The following is a 17,442-nucleotide window of genomic DNA, read 5'->3' on the forward strand; positions in this document are numbered from 1 at the left end:
TTGATATAACAACTATAACAAAAGGATAATAGACATGGAAAAGATTGATACACTGATTATCGGTAGCGGACCTGCCGGATATACGGCAGCCATCTATGCCGGTCGCGCTAACTTGAAGACCATCCTCTACTCAGGATTACAGCCGGGTGGACAGCTCACCACAACTTCCGAAGTGGAGAATTTCCCCGGTTATCCGCAGGGAGTAGACGGCAATCAGCTCATGATGGACTTGCGTGAACAGGCCGGAAGATTCGGTACCGAGATTAGAGATGGTGAGATTGTAAAAGCCGACTTGAGCAGCCGACCCTTCCATTGCGTCGACGACAGAGGCAACGAGATTGAAGCTCGCTCGGTCATCATTGCTACCGGTGCCACAGCAAAGTACTTAGGACTGCCCGACGAAGAGAAATATCGCGGTCAGGGAGTGAGCGCCTGCGCCACCTGCGATGGTTTCTTCTATCGTAAAAAGGTCGTTGCTGTCGTTGGAGGTGGCGATACAGCCTGCGAAGAAGCGATGTATCTGTCGTCTCTGGCAGCCAAGGTTTACCTCATTGTTCGTAAACCTTTCTTGCGTGCAACGGAGATTATGAAGCAGCGTGTCATTGATAAAGAGAATATCGAGATACTGTTCGAGCACAACACCGTGGGACTCTTCGGAGAGAATGGTGTCGAGGGTGCTCACGTAGTGAAGCGTTTAGGCGAACCTGATGAAGAGAGATACGACATCGCTATCGACGGTTTCTTCTTGGCTATCGGCCACAAACCGAATACCGAACTATTCAAAGAGTATTTGGATTTAGACGCTCAGGGCTTCATCAAGACCGTTCCCGGAACATCAAAGACAAACGTAGAAGGCGTCTTTGCAGCCGGCGACGTAGCCGATCCCAACTATCGTCAGGGCGTGGTAGCAGCCGGTTCAGGTGCTATGGCAGCCATCGATGCCGACAGATTCTTGCAAGCTAATTAGTTAAATAAGGAGGAAGAAGGAGTTAAATGCCCCCATCGGGCATTGGAGTTATCAGTAGTTAATGGACATTTGTCTGCTAACTACAAGTCTTAAAGAGACACTTACTCTTGATAGTTCCCGAAAACTCCTAAACCTACTCAAGCTATCCTATAAATTATAAAAAGAGAGAAGAGGCAGCAGTCTTTTCTCTCTTTTTATTTCGTAATGTCATTATTATTTCATACCTTTGCACCCGTTCAAACCGAGAAGACCATTTTTATTAGGATAAGTAGGGAGGTCCAAGAGCTTGAACAGGAATTTATATACATTTTATTTTGAAGACATTTGAAGAGTTAGGCGTTAACGAAGAGATTCGTAAAGCCATTCAGGAGATTGGGTTTGAGCATCCGATGCCTGTTCAAGAAGAGGTAATCCCGTATTTATTAGGTAATGGAAATGATGTCATAGCGCTCGCGCAGACCGGTACAGGTAAGACTGCCGCCTATGGAATCCCATTGTTACAAAAGGTAGATCCATCACAGAAAGTCACTCAGGCACTCATTTTGAGTCCTACACGCGAGCTTTGTTTGCAGATTTCCGACGACCTCAACGACTTTGGTAAGTACATTCCGGGCTTACATGTAGTACCCGTTTACGGCGGAGCATCTATCGAAACCCAGATTCGTTCACTCCGTCATGGCGTGCAAATCATTGTGGCTACACCCGGTAGATTGATTGACTTGATGCACCGGGGAGTCGCTAAGCTGGAGCATGTGAACAACGTTGTGCTCGACGAAGCGGACGAAATGCTCAACATGGGCTTCTCCGACAGCATCAACGAAATCTTTGAAGGCGTGCCAAGCGACCGCAATACATTGCTCTTCTCAGCTACAATGAGCCGTGAGGTGGAGCGTATTGCAAAGAATTATCTGCACGATCACAAGGAGATAGTAGTGGGCAGCCGCAACGAAGGAGCCGAGAATGTAAACCATATCTATTATATGGTGCATGCCAAAGACAAGTATTTGGCACTCAAACGCATCGTAGACTATTACCCACGTATATTCGGTATCGTCTTCTGTCGTACCAAATTGGAGACTCAAGAGGTTGCCGACAAACTCATCAAAGACGGATATAACGCTGAAGCATTGCATGGAGACCTGAGCCAACAACAGCGCGATTTAACCATGCAGAAGTTCCGTAACCACCTCACACAGTTGCTTATTGCTACCGATGTGGCTGCACGTGGACTCGATGTCGACGACTTAACGCACGTCATCAACTACGGAATACCCGACGATGTAGAGAGTTATACTCACCGAAGTGGCCGTACCGGTCGCGCCGGAAAGAAGGGTACAAGTATTTGTATCATCCACTCACGCGAGAAATTTAAGATTCGTCAGATTGAGAAAATCATCAGCAAAGAGTTTGTAGACGGCACACTGCCTTCGCCCGAAGAGATATGCAAGAAGCAACTCTACAAGGTTATGGACGACATTATGAAGACCGATGTGGACGAAGAGCAGATAGCTCAGTACATGGAAGAAATCAATCGACGATTCGAATATATTGATAAAGAAGACATCATCAAGAAGATGGTGACCATCACTTTCGGTCGTTTCCTCGACTACTACCGCAATGCACCGCAGTTAGAGAAACCTGTGACCGGTGGCAGAAAAGAGCGTTCGGAAGCCGGCAACAGCCGTGGACGCCGCTCAGAGGGTGGTCGTCGCAAGGCCGAAGGCGGTTATAAACGTCTCTTTATCAACCTTGGTAAAGACGATGGATTCTATCCCGGCGAGATGATGCAGTTCTTAAACAAGAATGTACGTGGCCGTCAAGAGGTGGGACATATCGACTTATTGAGTAAGTTCTCGTACTTTGAAGTACCCGAAAGCGACGCCCAAAAGGTGATGCGTGCCCTCAGTGGCTTGCGTTACAAGGGCAGAGAAGTGCGTTGTAACGATGCCGATGAGCCACAACGTGGCGGTGGTCGTCGCGAAAGAAGCGACTATAGCGAGCGTCGCGGACGCAGTGAGGCGCGTGGAAGACGTAGCGATGCACCTCGCAAGAGTGCTCCCCGTCGTCGTAATGACGATACCAACGCAACCGATTGGCGCTCTTTGATGAATGCCGGAAATAAGACCTTGAAAGGCGAAATCCCCGATTTCACCGAAGAGGGATGGGCAAGAAGAAAGAGTAAAAAGTGAAAAATAAGGAATCAAAGTATTGAGATAAGAAAATAGGGAGCGTTTGGCTCTCATGAAATATCAAGGAGGTAGGCACGAGCTTACCTCCTTTTTGTTATGCTATCAACACGCTATACAATGACCATATCTATCCTTATAAACCGCCAATCAGCCAATCCTACCTCATTAAAGCCATCACTTCCCACTCCTAACTTCTCAATCTCAACTCGCTGCAAAGGCTTCGCAACCTTGCTGTCTCGGCTCTGCAGCATCGCCGAATAGGCTTTGCAGTATCGCTGCCTCGCCCTTGCAGTAAACTAATGGACATCTAAACAAGTTAACAAGTAGGCGAATTAAGAGTGAGAAGTGAATTGTTTTGGCTACGACGAGGGCAAAAAACACTACTGCACACGGCCTCCTTTCATGTGCGAGACCTCCCCAAACAACTGCTTTTAGTTAAATACATTGAAAAGATTTTGAATGCTTTCGGTATTTAGCGAGAACGATATATATTTGCAAAATAACCAATTATAAAAGGAGAAATAATGAAGAAAAAATTGTATACTACCTTACTGACCAGCCTCATGATGGCCAGTGCAGTATCGGCACAAGCCGCTGACGACTTGCTACATGTCAAAGGTAAACTGGCCAACTTCGGCGATTCGGCCGTCGTTGCCTATGGAACGTTCGGCGGGGAAACTAAACAAACCAATGTCGTATTGAAGGATGGAACCTTCGATTTCACGCTCCCGATGAAGGAAGTCTCTTACGTTCAGATGGCCACACCGGCTACCATGCGCGACCAAGACAGAACTAGAGTGCTCGTAGTGGGTGTTCCCGGCGAGACGTTGGAGTTGACCGGTGACATGAAAACACGCTATGATACCGGTGGCTCTAAATTCTATCAACAGTACCATGAGGTGAACCTAATGTTGGAGAACTCATCTAAAGAGATGCAAGAATACAGCATGGGCATTCAGAAGAGACTGGATGCAGGTGAGAATCGTGAACAGGTGATGAAGGAATATCGCGAAAAAGCTGCTGAAATAGAGGAAAAGGCACAGCAACGTATGCTCGACTTCGTCAAGCAACATCCCGACTATGAGGCCAGTGCCGTCGTTATCAGCTTCCTCGAAGACGTAAAGAAGATGGAACAAGCAGCCACTCTTCTCACCCCCGAAGTGCAAAACGGGCGCATGAAATCGTACTATTCATTCTTCATAGACAGGGCTAAACAGCGTGCCGAAGCAGAAGAGAAAGCCAGCAAGACACAGGCTGCGGGTGTACAAGCTCCCGACTTTACACTTAATGACTTGGCTGGAAAGCCACTCGCCCTGAGCAGCCTGCGCGGCAAATACGTGGTTCTCGATTTCTGGGGTTCATGGTGTATATGGTGCATCCGAGGCATTCCAAAAATGAAAGAGTATTATAACAAGTACAGAGGACAATTTGAAATTCTTGGCATCGACTGTCGTGATAGCGATGAGAAGTGGCGTGCTGCCGTGAAGAAACACGACCTTCCATGGCTCCATGTGTACAATCCGGAAAACAGTAAGGTACTATCCGACTATGCCATTCAGGGCTTCCCAACCAAAATTATCGTTGGTCCCGACGGCAAAATCGTAAAGACCATCGTGGGTGAAGACCCTGTATTCTACACTATACTCGACGAGTTGTTCGGTAAAAAATAAACGGTTCAAGTTTAGAAAGATAAGAAGTTATCGGGAGAAAACGAGAGAAAAAGCCTCCAAGAGCCTTAAAGTCAATAGACATTTGTCCGTTAACTCTCATTCGTAATTTCTACGCCCAAAAGGCGTTTAACTCCCGATAACTCCGAAGTGGAGCGATATAGCAGAACGAAAATAAAGCAATGAATAAGGCCTGTGACACTCAATTGTATCACAGGCCTTATTGTTTCTACTCGTATTATCACTTTTGGAACACGAGTTTATCGAATAGTTGATAACGTCGATCCATCGTAGGATTGGTCTCAACACGCGTATTTACATCTATTTTCATCACTGGAACAGGATTCTTTCCGTTGATGGCGGGCCAGTCGGGGAGGCCCAGTCCATTGGGATTTCCGGTCTTAATGAAGTTCACATAGAAGTTCATGAAGATGCCGGAAACAGCATAATCATCGGCATTCCAGTCGAAAACTTCATTCGTAGAGAGGTTGCCCATGGCGTATTCTATATCCGATGAGTGGCTCGCTCCGATGTATTCATCCACCGGTTCAGTAGGTTTGGTATCGGTAGCCTTGGATGTTCCACCGGCCAGTTTGGCCACTAAACCTTTCTGTTTCATCGCCGGACGAGGATGACAATACTGATAACGATACACCGGACAATTACTTGTGGTACGGTGAAGTTCGCTCAAACGCCACGTACTGGTAGCAATAAACAAGAGTAGAACCAATCAGTGTGCCCGGCTCTTTGAACAAGTCGGCATCGTTATGAAAGCCATATAACTGCAACATCTCGTCGGTTGCATCGCCGAAAAGTGGCGTGATACGAGCCTTGACCGTCTCCAATGTGGGAGCACCGCCAAGCAAAACAGACCACGCAGCAGCCTCTTTCGAGGTACCACCGATAAGCAGTGGCACCTGTGCTTGCTCACCTTTCTTGAACACTTCCTCCGGTTGTTCGGTGAAGAAAAGGCCGTCTACTGTTCCGCGCGACATGCTTCTGACACCTGCTTGGGTCATCAATTCCTCGGCAGGCATGGCTCTTAGCTCCTTCAAACTCTTACAACCAATCTTTTTCATAGTCTTGACACCCTCGCTTTCAGCCTCTTTGAGCGATGGTAACTGACCATAAGCGATGTATAGATTACCTTTCTTGTCGACCTCATTATGCAACAATCCCACAATAGCACCACTCGAACCAATGACTTGAGAGAATGTTCCTTTGCCCATAGGTGATGCCATCAAAGCGCTCACCGACACCGAACCAGCCGATTCGCCCACGATAGTAATGCGTTTAGGATCGCCTCCAAAAGCTGCCACATTCTGTTGCAACCATTGTAAAGCAGCTACCTGATCCATGTAACCGTAGTTACCCGACCCTTTATACGAGGCCTCCTTAGAGAGTTCGGGATGCGAGAAGAAGCCGAAAATACCCTCGCGATAGTTTACCGTGATGCCCACTATACCACGTCGAGCCATGTTCAGTCCGGCGTAACGAGGCTCACTTCCGCTTCCTGCCATCAGTCCGCCACCATTGAAATATACCAACACCGGCAACTTCTCCTGCATGGTTTTAGCGGGCGTCCAGACGTTAAGATAAAGACAATCTTCGCTTTTTGTCTTCGCACCGAAGTTCATATCACCAAATATCGGTTCCTGCATGGGGTCGGGACCGAAGTCATCTGCCATCCTCACACCGTCCCAAGCAGCCAACGGTTGTGGCGCTTTCCAACGCAAATCACCTACAGGTGGTGCTGCATAAGGTACACCCTTGAAAACTTTAATACCCGAAATTTCAGTACCTTGCAGCACACCTTGTGCCACTTTTACGCGTGGTTGGTCTTGCGCACTTGCGCCTATTACCAAGCAAAACGCCAGCATTGATACAATAATTCTTTTCATTTGATTTAGTTTAGTTATTACAAGTAGAGTACACTCTCGTTACCTTCATTGAACAAGAGGTCTAAGATACTAAGGTTAGGTTGGAATCCATGTCGCTGCAAATAGACTTGATAATACGGTTTAGCAACAAATTCGGCATCCTCACCGGGATGCTTCGGCCGAATCACCTCACGAAAATCGGCATACCCTTCGACCTCATCCATGTACGAAGAGGTAAGTTTTACCGTCGGTTCTATGTCTAATAAACTGCACATTTTCTCCATGATTTCCATGTTGAAATCAAAGAGATACTTCCATTTTCGTTCAAAGAAAGGGCGCAAATCATCGGAATAGAACTCGAAGAAAGGGCTTTCTCCATAAGCACTCAATAATGCATTCCAGTGGATATGACGCCAGTTGCCATGGTCACTTATCTGTACATCGCGCATCGGACACTTCAAATTATCGGTTCGTTCCACCGGTACGGTGAGCGATTGCAAGCCATTGGCCGTCGCTATCGTGCACCGATTACGGTACGTTTGCTTCACAAAATTGTCGTGTTGTTCGATGAAACACACGCCATAACGGTTCAGTTTCTGATACCACTGCACCGGTCCGAAGTATGAGGAAGTGAGTATTGCGTTCTTTACCATGGTAGATAGAATAATCGGAAAGCCTGTCCAACCATTTGGTGTTGGTACACCAGCCGTCGGTCTTTGCCCGTATTGACCAAATAGAGTTTACAGTCTGCGCTCTGACAACGCTGACAACAGCGCGTCGGAACAAGATAGTGCGTGCCTCGTAGAGTGATGGTATCACCGGGAAGAGCCTCTACCCGACCAATGATAGTACCTTGTTGATGGAACACCACCATCGCCCCCGGCTTCAATTTTCGGTGTATAAATCTATCCACCATCACCCTATCGCCTGTCTTAAGCATCGGCCTGAGAGCCGAATCTGTCACTGTATAAACGGTGAAAGCGTATGCCCTGACGGCCAACATCAGCAAAACAGCCGCCACAAGCCCCAATATGAACTTGAAAGGGAAGCGCACTTTTCTTTATTAATAATTCATCATTGAGAATGGATAATTATGAAATGCGGATAAGGGAAAGCAGGACTAATATTCAGTGAATCACAATGCTGCTCATCATATCATCATTATCCATTTTCAATTTCCCATTATCACTTACTTAATATTATCTACCAAACTGAACAATCTGCTCCATCTGATACCGCTAAAGCCCTTGTGATCGGGGTCGTGCGACCACCAAATGAAGATAGGTTTACCCACGATGTGGTCTTCGGGAACGAATCCCCAATAGCGCGAGTCGGCCGAGTTGTGACGGTTGTCGCCCATCATCCAGTAGTAATCCATCTTGAATGTATAGCTGTTGGCAAGTTTTCCGTTGATGTATATCTGCCCATTGGTCACCTTTAAGTCGTTACCTTCGTAGGTACGGATGGGACGTTCGTAGACTGCTATATTATCCATCGTAAGCTTCACAGTAGCTCCTTTCTTCGGAATCCAGATGGGACCGTAGTTGTCACGAGTCCATCCCGTATAGCCATTGAGCGGATAAAGGTCGCCCGTAGTAGCATCAGTATTCAGTCGGATGCTTGCCACGAGGTCTTTACGAGCCTTCAATGCCTCGTAAGCCTTCTTGGTCAGAGGCAAGAAACCAGCCTGATTCAAGCTCATCATATCTTCCATTGAAATACCCAATTCGGCCATCACCTCTTCGGGCATGGGCTTCTTCAATTTCACATAGTAAGTATATTGCACATTATCCGGTTCCTTATTGGCCTTGCCATCAAGGTAGACGATGTGGTTTTTAATCTGCAACGTTTGGCCGGGTAAGCCCACACAACGCTTCACATAGTTCTCGCGACGGTCTGTGGGACGTGTGATAATGTCTCCATAGTCTTTCGGATTATTCGCTATATAGTTGCGACCAACGGCATATATCTGCCCAAAATATTCGTATTGCTGCTCCCGAGTAAGCTCAGCCAAGTTGGGTAACAGACCTTGTTGTTGTTCCACGAGCTGCTGACCAAATGAATATGCCATCTGATAGAAGTCGCTCTGCTGCCATTGTTCTTCGTTGACAAGCGTGTCACCGGCAGGATAATTGAACACTACAATATCATTGAGCTTCACATTACCTAGACCCTTCACACGACGATATTCCCAATGTGGCCAGTCCAAATAGCTCTTCACATTGATACCGGGCAACGTGTGTTGCGTCAAAGGCATAGTGAGTGGAGTCTGCGGAATGCGCGGACCGTAGCTCACTTTGCTCACAAACAGATAATCTCCCGTAAGCAACGACTTCTCCAAAGAGGAAGAAGGAATAACGAAATTCTGAAAGAAGAAGAGATTGATGAAGTACACTGCCACCAGCGCGAACACCAAAGCATCTACCCAACTCATGATAAATCGCACCGGACCTTCGGCATCTTTCCACCATTGCCAGCGTATCTTCTTTGATATATACACGTCGTATATAAAGGGAATAACTATCAATCCCAACCAACTCTTTAACCAAAAGAGGAATATAAGATACAATACCAGTACAACGACAAACTTAGTCCATTGTACTTTCATATTCAGTTTAGCTTTTTCTTTGTCTATCATAATCTTTTAATCGGTCTAATTTTGGGAATTAAGAAGGAGTTAGAAAGGAGTTCAAAGGGAGTTATCGGACAAATGTCCGTTATCTCCTGTTACCTCCCGTTACCTTCCCTTAGCCCCCATTACCTTTCGTTATCTCCTCAATATCCTTCAACTTGCGAAAGCCAGATTTATATTTTCTCAGCCCAATACTTCTTTAAACAAATCACTGGTAGTAAGCAATCCCGTATGGTCTTTGGTATACTCGGCAGCCAGTACAGCCCCCAACGCAAATCCTTTACGGCTATGTGCATCGTGAGAAATCACAATCTTGTCGGCCTCACTATCGTAAGTGATGGTGTGAATACCCGGAACTTCGTCGCGACGAACGCTCGCTATAGCCAACTCATTAGCTGCCACATGGTTCGTTCCGGTCACAGTGCCATCGGCATTATGCTGTTCTCCCTTCACCCACGTGTCTTTCCTGTCGAGTCGGTCGATGATTTCCTCAGCCAAAGTGATAGCTGTTCCCGACGGCGCATCAAGTTTATGGATATGATGGGTCTCCTCCATCTCTACCTGATACTGTGGGAAGCCGTTCATAATCTTGGCCAAATAGCGATTCACGGCAGAGAAAATGGCCACACCAACCGAGAAATTGGAAGCCCAAAACAAAGTCTGTCCCTCGTCACTACACAACCGTTCTACATCGGTCTTATGTTCGCTCATCCATCCTGTGCTGCCCGAAACCACCTTCACATGATGCTTAAACGCACGCAGATAGTTGTCGTAAGCCGCTGTGGGATTGGTAAACTCGATAGCAACATCAGCCGAAGCGAAAGCCGGACTGTCAAAGTCCTGCATGTTGTCAATATCTATAATACTCACGATTTCATGGCCGCGAGCTTTGGCAATCTGTTCTATCATCTTGCCCATCTTGCCATAACCGATTAATGCTATTCTCATTTTTGATGCTTTATTTTATTCTCATTTTCGTTCATACTCGTATATCTGCAAAGGTACTGTAAATCAGATGAAAAGCAAAAGAATCCTTTCTATTTTCTCGCTTTTGTCACATTTTTCATCTCATCTCATTCCATTTGTAATTTGAATCAGTATCTCTTTCATCCTCAAACCATCCACTTCTCACTCCTAACTCCTCACTCTTAACTCACTGCAAGGACGCCGCAACATTGCTGCCAAGCCTTTTCAGGATTGCTGCAGAGCCCGAACAACAAGACTGCTAGGGCTTTGCAGAAATTTGAGAGTGATGAGTTAAGAGTGAATAAAAACGTAGTCAAGTCACTAAATACCATGACTATAGCGATTTAAAGTATATTCATGCAGCTTTTATATAGGTTTGTATGTTTTAGAGCTATTTTTAGATTAATTAATAATCAATTCAAGATTGTTTCAAAATTTTCAACTAAATTCACCGCCATCTAATATCGATGCATATGAGAAAAAAACATTATCTGTTACCAGCATTCCTGCTTGCGCTGAGTATGGCAGTCCCCTATTCAGCCTCAGCTTTGGAATCTTCACCTGACTTACGAATCAGTCAGAAGTCGAACATCGTTACCGGTACAGTGGCCGACGAAAAGGGTGAGCCCATCATTGGCGCCAGTATCACACTCAAGGGAACTCGTGTGGCTACCGTTACCGATATTGAAGGTCACTTCAGTATCGAAGCTCCTGTGGGCAGTATCCTACAAATCACCTACGTAGGTTACGACGTCAAGGAGGTAAAGGTTACTTCGGCAAAGGCTTATTCCATCTCAATGACTGAGAATAGTCAGAACTTGAACGAAGTGGTCGTGACAGCCATGGGCATCCGAAAAGAGCGCAAAGCACTAGGATATTCGGTGTCTGAGCTCAACTCTAATGAAATTTTGAAAAACAAACAGACCAACATCGTTAACTCATTGGCCGGTAAAGTGCCGGGCGTCAACATCACCCAATCGAGCGGTGCAGCCGGAGCTGGGGCCACCATCATTATCCGTGGCGGTAACTCGGCGAGCGAATCGCGCGACAACCAACCGTTGTTCGTGGTTGACGGCATCATCTACGACAACTCCACACCTAACAGTGGAAACTCAGCTACCGACGGTGTGACGAAGAACAATACCAGCTTCTCTAACCGCGCCATGGACATTAACCCCGAAGATATAGAGTCGCTCTCGGTGCTGAAAGGTGCCGCGGCCGCTGCTTTGTACGGTTCTCGTGCTGCCGATGGTGTGGTCATCATCACCACAAAGAAAGGTAGCGAGGGCACGGTACGGGTGAACGTAAGCAGTAAGGTAAGCACGTCGTGGGCTACCAAGACGCCTGAATACCAGAAGACTTACGGTCGCGGATACTACAACGAGAAAGGTATCTTCAGCGATTACTCCACCCAATCGTGGGGTGAAAAGATTGGAGAGAGCAAGACTCTGAACCAAATATACGACAATGTAGGCAACTTCTTCCAAAACGGAGTGGTTTACGACAACAGCGTAAGCGTATCGGGAGGTTCAAAAAACGGGTCATTCTTCCTCAGTGCATCAAACTTCGACCAATCGGGTATAGTACCGCAAACAGGTTATAACAAGACAACTTTCCGCCTCAACGGTGAACAGAAGTATGGCAGACTGACCGTCGGAGCCAACGTGGCTTATACCAAAGCACACACCAAGAAGACGCTTACATCGGGCGGATTATGGGAACACGGCGGCAACGGTACAATGACAGCGCTCTATGGTTGGCCGCTTACCGACAATCTTACGCACTGGTTGAACGACGACGGTACCAAGTATCGCATGTTCGACGGCCTACAAGAGATTGCAGACGACGTGGAAAATCCATATTGGATAATCAATCGCAATAAGATGACCGACGACAACGACCGCTTGACAGGGTCTATCAATGCCAGCTTTAAACTCACGGATTGGTGGGACATCAGCGCCCGTGCCGGTCTGGATATGTATAAGACAGACTCTTATACCTACACCGCGCCTAACGGAGCTGTGGTAGAAAAGTATCAAAACGGCTTCTTGTCGAAGAACTACTCGAACTACCAATACATCACAACCAACGTGATGAGCAACATGCATAAGACATTAAAGGACTTCGACTTGAACTTCTTGCTCGGTACAACGACCGAAGCTACCAAGAGATGGTCGCAATCTCACTGGGGATATAAGTTTGTAATGCCCGGCACCATCAGCTTTAATAACATCGCAACAGCCAACCAGTTCTTTAAAGATGGTACCACTCGCAAGCGCATGGTGGGTGTATACGGTGAGTTCAGAGCCTCTTATAAGAGCATGGCCTACCTTACCGTAACCGGACGTAACGACTGGTCGTCTACACTTCCAAAAGAAAACCGTTCTTATTTCTATCCATCTGTGAGCGGAAGTTTTGTATTTACGGAACTGTTACCGAAGAGTAATATCCTCTCTTTCGGTAAGGTGAGAGCCTCATGGGCACGTGTTGGTAAAGACGCTGACCCCTATGTGACAAACAATTACCTATGGGCTGTGGGCACATTGAATAATGGCAAGCTCGGTTCGGGTAACAGTTGGACTGGTGGTGCGCCCGATTTGAAACCGGAAATACAAACCTCTTATGAACTGGGAGCGGAACTTCGCTTCTTCGACGGACGCTTAGGTATAGACTATACCTATTATCATACACAAACCAAGAACCAGTTGTGTTCTCCCCGTCTGGCCCAGTCTACCGGCTATATCTTCCTCACGCTGAACGGTGGGTCGGTCATCAATGACGGTATGGAAATAGCTATCACCGGCACACCCATCAAGACCAAGGACTTCAAATGGGAATCGATGCTTAACTTCTCATTTAATAATGGTACTTTGGGTAACTTCATTGACGGTGTAGGTATCTTCTATCCCACCGACGCACAGATAGGTACTGTCAAGGCAGGAGCTATCCCTAACGGTGGCGATTTCCTCGGTTTGACAGGTAATCACTGGGTGACCGACGACAACGGCCACTACGTTGTAGACGTGGCAACAGGCGTTTATAAGAACGCAAACAAGACTACCGACATCATTGGAAACCGTGAACCGAAACTCATCGGAGGCTTCAACAACACCTTTACATACAAGAATCTGTCGGTAGCATGCCTTCTCGATTTCCGCTTCGGTGGCGATATTTATAACGGTACAAACTATTATCTCACCTCTATGGGATTAAGCAAGCAGACCGAGAATCGCCAATCTGTGACATTGACTAACGTGGTTTACAGCGATGGTACAGCTCCAGAGAACAACACCATCACTTATGAAGCAGACAAGACCTACACAATTAACGGCAAAGAACGGTCAGGTCGCTATCTCATCCAGCAATACTGGAGTAGCTATTGCGCCAACTCTTACAACTTCATCCAGTCGGTGAATTGGCTGAAATTGCGCTCACTGTCTGTCAGCTACGACTTCACCAGTCTCATCAAGAACCACCGTGTCATCAAAGGATTGGTGGCTAATCTCACCGGAACCAACCTCTTCACCATCACCAATTACAAGGGTATGGATCCGGAAGTGGCCTCAGGAGCAGGTACGGGAGGTTCAGGCTCAGTGGGACTCGACTACTGTAGCGTACCATCTTCGACAAGTGTATCGCTCGGTATCAACCTTACATTCTAACCAATCTAAACAAGTAAGAATATGAAAAAATTACAAACCATCATATTAACCGGTGCACTGGTATGCGGACTGTCGTCATGTAACGACTATTTGGACGTGAATACAGACCCCGATAGCCCTACATCGGAGACGGCATCTCCCCAACTTCGCTTGCCTTGGATACAAAACTATCTAGACTATGCACTCGGTACGGCCTACATGAGAGCGGGTACTGCCGCCGGAACCTTCACCCAAACGTCTACCACTAGTAGCAATGGTATGTTGGCAAAGTGGGATCCTCTGCAGGGAACAGCGACCACCGTATATCAGAATTTCTACCTGGGAGCGGGCGTCAACGTGGCTCCTTTGATTGCAGCGGCAGAGGCTCAAAAGGCTTATCACTATGCCGGTGCAGCCTGTATCAGCTACGCGCTGGGCTTTATGACGTTGCTCGACCTCCATGGAGAAATCCCTATGAGCGAGGCCTTCACCGGTAAATACAACCCAGCCTATGATGATGGAAAGGCTCTTTTCAACCAGTGTATGGAGTATTTGGATAAAGGTATCGCCTATCTCAAGATGAAAAACGAGAACATTGCGCTCTCTGAAGGCGATATATGGAATAACGGTGATGCCAATAAATGGTTGAAGTTGGCTTATGGTTTGAAAGCTCGCTACTTGCTAAAACTGTCTAAGAAGAGCGATTTATACAAACCTGATGAAATCTTGGCCGCCGTTGCCAACGGTCCACAGTCGAATGCCGACAACACAAGTGTGAAATGTTATAATGTGGAAGGCGACCTAACCAACGTGACAATCGGTGACCCTTATCAGACCAATCCTATTTGGGACTGCGCCGCTTACGGTACTTCTCAGCGACTCACCAAATGGTATATCAGCCTGCTCAACAACAGTTTCACTGGCGGTTCGGGCGTTATCGACCCACGATTAACAAAGCTGGTGCCTGCAGCCATGACCCATGTAAAGCTCGATGCTGACGGTAATCTCGCCTCGTTCCAATGGACTCGCGACAAAGGTATTGACATGTTGACTCCCAACAACCCACGTCTCAACGGCAATATCATCAATGCCACCTACGCTTCTAACGCCGTAAAGCTGACCTATACCGTCGCTGATGCCACCGCACGCAACAAGTTTGTGGCCGACATGAAGACTACCAGCCATGCCGTAGAGACAAATGGAAACGACGTAGTAGTAACTTATGCACCGGGACAAATCTACTGTAACACCACCAACTACCTGCATGCGGGTGATACTTGCTACGTCAACATGCGGTCAAACAGTATGTCTACAAGCGGTCGTTCGGCTACCGATATGTATTATTATCCCATTGCCGGTAAGAGTTATGTAGCAGGTACGGGAACATTCTACACTCGTCCGAACTCCGATTTCGACATTATGACCTATTCGGAGATGTGCTTTATCAAAGCCGAAGTGCTCTTCCGCAAGGGCGATAAAGGTGGTGCTTTGGACGCATACAGAAAAGGTATACAGGCCAACTTCGACCGTTTACAAGCCGGATTGAAGCAATGGCAGAGTGATGGAACCACAAGTGACAAGAAAATAGGGGAGAATCCGGACATGTTACCTATGAAAGATGCCGATATAACTGCTTATATGAGCAGTGCCGCTGTGGCTCAAAATGCTGCTCAACTAACCATGGCCGACATCATGAGACAAAAGATTATCGCTATGGGAGGATTGAATTTAGAAATCTGGAACGACATGCGTCGCTTCAATTACAGTGCCGGTAACATCGAGAACTTTGGTAATGTATATCCCGACTTCGCCCGTCCATCAGAATTTACTGCCAGCAGTAAGATTATCGGAAAGTCACCTTCAGACCCTACTTATTGGTTGCGTCGCTGGACACAGAGCAGCCTTGAGAGAGATTATAACCTCACTCAGGTGAAAGCTTCCAACAAGTTGGCCCTGACAGATCCTATCTGGTCGTGTCCGGTTTGGTGGGATTGTGCTACCGATAGTGAATACTATGGTTATATAGGGAAATAATATCTATCCATCATATACACAAACAAGAGCGTGCCAATGCACGCTCTTGTTATTTTATTAGGTAGATTTAATTAGACACATAGAATTAATTAGAACTACAAGACCTTTTCATTTAAGATTTTTTTTGTATTTTTGCCATTGAAAGAACAATATCTATATCATGGAACAGCTCCTACATTACGTATGGAAACACAAGCTATTTCCGCTGAAATCACTTGTTACGGCCGATGGACTCGGTATAGAAGTGATAGATACGGGACTGCATAACCACGACGCGGGACCTGATTTCTTCAATGCAAAAGTGAAGATTGATGGGACACTATGGGTAGGAAACGTGGAGATACACGACCGAGCAAGCGACTGGTTCATCCATCATCATGAACAAGATGTACGCTATGACAATGTCATCTTGCATGTATGTGGGACTATAGATACCGAAGCCGTAGACAGCCAAGGCCGACCTATCAGGCAATTGCAGCTGGATGTGCCGGACGATATAGCGGAACATTACGACGAACTGATTCATTCCGACCACTATCCGCCTTGCTATCGCATCATTCCGGAGCTGCCGTCGCTCATGATTCATTCATGGATGAGCAGCTTGGAGACCGAGCGTTTAGAGCAAAAGACAGTGGCTATCAACGAGCGAGTTGTCCGATGTGGAGGCGATTGGCAGGCAGCTTACTTCGTCACCATGGCTCGCAATTACGGCTTTGGCATCAATGGAGAGGCCTTCGAGCAATGGGCTTGCAACATACCATTGGGCAGTGTAGCTCATCATAGAGACGATTTGTTCCAGATAGAAGCCATCTTTATGGGACAGGCAGGCCTCTTGGAGCCGGAAGCCTTGCCTAAAACATATCGCGACAAGGCCTTGAGAGATACGTATTATCAACGTATGGCGAGCGAATATCGCTATCTGGCGCATAAGTTTTCCATGCAAGCGATGGACTTCCATCAATGGAAATTCCTGCGATTGCGGCCGCAAAACTTCCCACATATACGCCTGTCGCAATTGGCACAACTCTACTATAACCGCACAGCAGGATTGAGCGAAATCATCGAATGTGGCTCTCTGCGCGAGTTAAGAGAACATTTGAAGACGCAAGCTACACCCTACTGGCAGACTCACTTTGCCTTTGGGGCAGAGCATACACCCAACGAGAAGCATCTGTCAGCGGCTTCATTGAATCTCATGATACTCAACACCGTCATCCCAATGCTCTTCGCCTACGGTCGACATATATGCAACGAAGGGCTTTGCGACCGTGCTTTCGAGTTCTTAGAACAACTCAAAGCCGAAGACAACCATATCATCCGTATGTGGCAAGAATGCGGAATGAAGGTGGAAAATGCCGGCGATACGCAGGCACTTATCCAACTCAAGAACGAATATTGTGACCATAAAGACTGCTTACGCTGCCGTATCGGATATGAATATCTGAAGTATGGCAACCATTAAATAT

The 17,442-nt window shown here is 46.8% G+C and carries 13 protein-coding genes; 6 read left to right on the forward strand and 7 right to left on the reverse strand.

Features of this window, described 5'->3' with window-relative positions; all coding sequences use genetic code 11:
- Nucleotides 1-34: 34 nt before the first annotated feature.
- Together trxB and AC1EK4_RS03450 are read left to right on the forward strand one after the other, a co-directional pair.
- Nucleotides 35-967: a thioredoxin-disulfide reductase gene (gene trxB, locus AC1EK4_RS03445; RefSeq protein ID WP_062432277.1), complete on the forward strand. Its 933-nt coding sequence runs from the start codon at nt 35-37 to the stop codon at nt 965-967.
- Nucleotides 968-1,281: 314 nt separating this feature from the next.
- Nucleotides 1,282-3,156, forward strand: a complete 1,875-nt coding sequence (locus AC1EK4_RS03450) for a DEAD/DEAH box helicase (RefSeq protein ID WP_036898825.1) — start codon at nt 1,282-1,284, stop codon at nt 3,154-3,156.
- A gap of 110 nt (nt 3,157-3,266) precedes the next feature.
- On the opposite strand, the gene AC1EK4_RS03455 is transcribed toward AC1EK4_RS03450, so the two are convergent.
- Nucleotides 3,267-3,407, reverse strand: a complete 141-nt coding sequence (locus tag AC1EK4_RS03455; RefSeq protein WP_156431006.1) for a hypothetical protein — start codon at nt 3,405-3,407, stop codon at nt 3,267-3,269.
- 273 nt (nt 3,408-3,680) lie between these two features.
- Here AC1EK4_RS03455 and AC1EK4_RS03460 point away from each other — a divergent pair, with 273 nt between their 5' ends.
- A complete protein-coding gene (locus tag AC1EK4_RS03460) occupies nt 3,681-4,826 on the forward strand; it encodes a TlpA family protein disulfide reductase (protein WP_036898829.1) in 1,146 nt (381 codons plus the stop codon).
- Between the two features lie 238 nt (nt 4,827-5,064).
- Here AC1EK4_RS03460 and AC1EK4_RS03465 read toward each other — a convergent pair whose 3' ends face one another.
- The 6 genes from AC1EK4_RS03465 to dapB form a co-directional block, all read right to left on the reverse strand.
- Complete coding sequence (locus tag AC1EK4_RS03465; RefSeq protein ID WP_480357021.1) at nt 5,065-5,514, reverse strand: carboxylesterase family protein; 450 nt, start codon at nt 5,512-5,514, stop codon at nt 5,065-5,067.
- A complete protein-coding gene (locus AC1EK4_RS03470; RefSeq protein WP_480357022.1) occupies nt 5,486-6,724 on the reverse strand; it encodes a carboxylesterase/lipase family protein in 1,239 nt (412 codons plus the stop codon). The genes AC1EK4_RS03465 and AC1EK4_RS03470 overlap by 29 nt, the downstream gene beginning before the upstream one ends.
- Before the next feature lie 17 nt (nt 6,725-6,741).
- Nucleotides 6,742-7,356, reverse strand: a complete 615-nt coding sequence (locus tag AC1EK4_RS03475; protein WP_036898834.1) for a WbqC family protein — start codon at nt 7,354-7,356, stop codon at nt 6,742-6,744.
- Nucleotides 7,350-7,757 (reverse strand): signal peptidase I, encoded by a 408-nt coding sequence (gene lepB, locus AC1EK4_RS03480; RefSeq protein WP_036898837.1) that lies wholly within the window; start codon nt 7,755-7,757, stop codon nt 7,350-7,352. Before lepB (AC1EK4_RS03480) ends, AC1EK4_RS03475 begins: the two co-directional genes overlap by 7 nt.
- Nucleotides 7,758-7,892: 135 nt before the next feature.
- On the reverse strand, nt 7,893-9,341 hold the full coding sequence (gene lepB, locus AC1EK4_RS03485) for a signal peptidase I (RefSeq protein WP_062432262.1): 1,449 nt from the start codon (nt 9,339-9,341) through the stop codon (nt 7,893-7,895).
- 177 nt (nt 9,342-9,518) lie between these two features.
- Nucleotides 9,519-10,283, reverse strand: a complete 765-nt coding sequence (gene dapB, locus AC1EK4_RS03490; RefSeq protein WP_480357024.1) for a 4-hydroxy-tetrahydrodipicolinate reductase — start codon at nt 10,281-10,283, stop codon at nt 9,519-9,521.
- Nucleotides 10,284-10,774: 491 nt separating this feature from the next.
- Between dapB and AC1EK4_RS03495 the strand changes: the two genes are divergently transcribed.
- The 3 genes from AC1EK4_RS03495 to AC1EK4_RS03505 all read left to right on the forward strand — a co-directional run bounded on the left by AC1EK4_RS03495 (nt 10,775) and on the right by AC1EK4_RS03505 (nt 17,438).
- Nucleotides 10,775-13,963, forward strand: coding sequence for a SusC/RagA family TonB-linked outer membrane protein (locus AC1EK4_RS03495; protein ID WP_232223179.1), 3,189 nt, complete (start codon nt 10,775-10,777; stop codon nt 13,961-13,963).
- A gap of 21 nt (nt 13,964-13,984) precedes the next feature.
- Entirely contained in the window at nt 13,985-15,976 is a 1,992-nt protein-coding gene (locus AC1EK4_RS03500) for a SusD/RagB family nutrient-binding outer membrane lipoprotein (RefSeq protein WP_480357026.1), read from the forward strand.
- A gap of 160 nt (nt 15,977-16,136) precedes the next feature.
- The gene (locus AC1EK4_RS03505) at nt 16,137-17,438 is read left to right on the forward strand and encodes a DUF2851 family protein (protein WP_480357027.1); all 1,302 of its coding nucleotides are present in this window, start codon (nt 16,137-16,139) and stop codon (nt 17,436-17,438) included.
- The last annotated feature ends 4 nt before the right edge of the window (nt 17,439-17,442 follow it).

Source organism: Prevotella sp. C0026C3 (assembly GCF_056590795.1).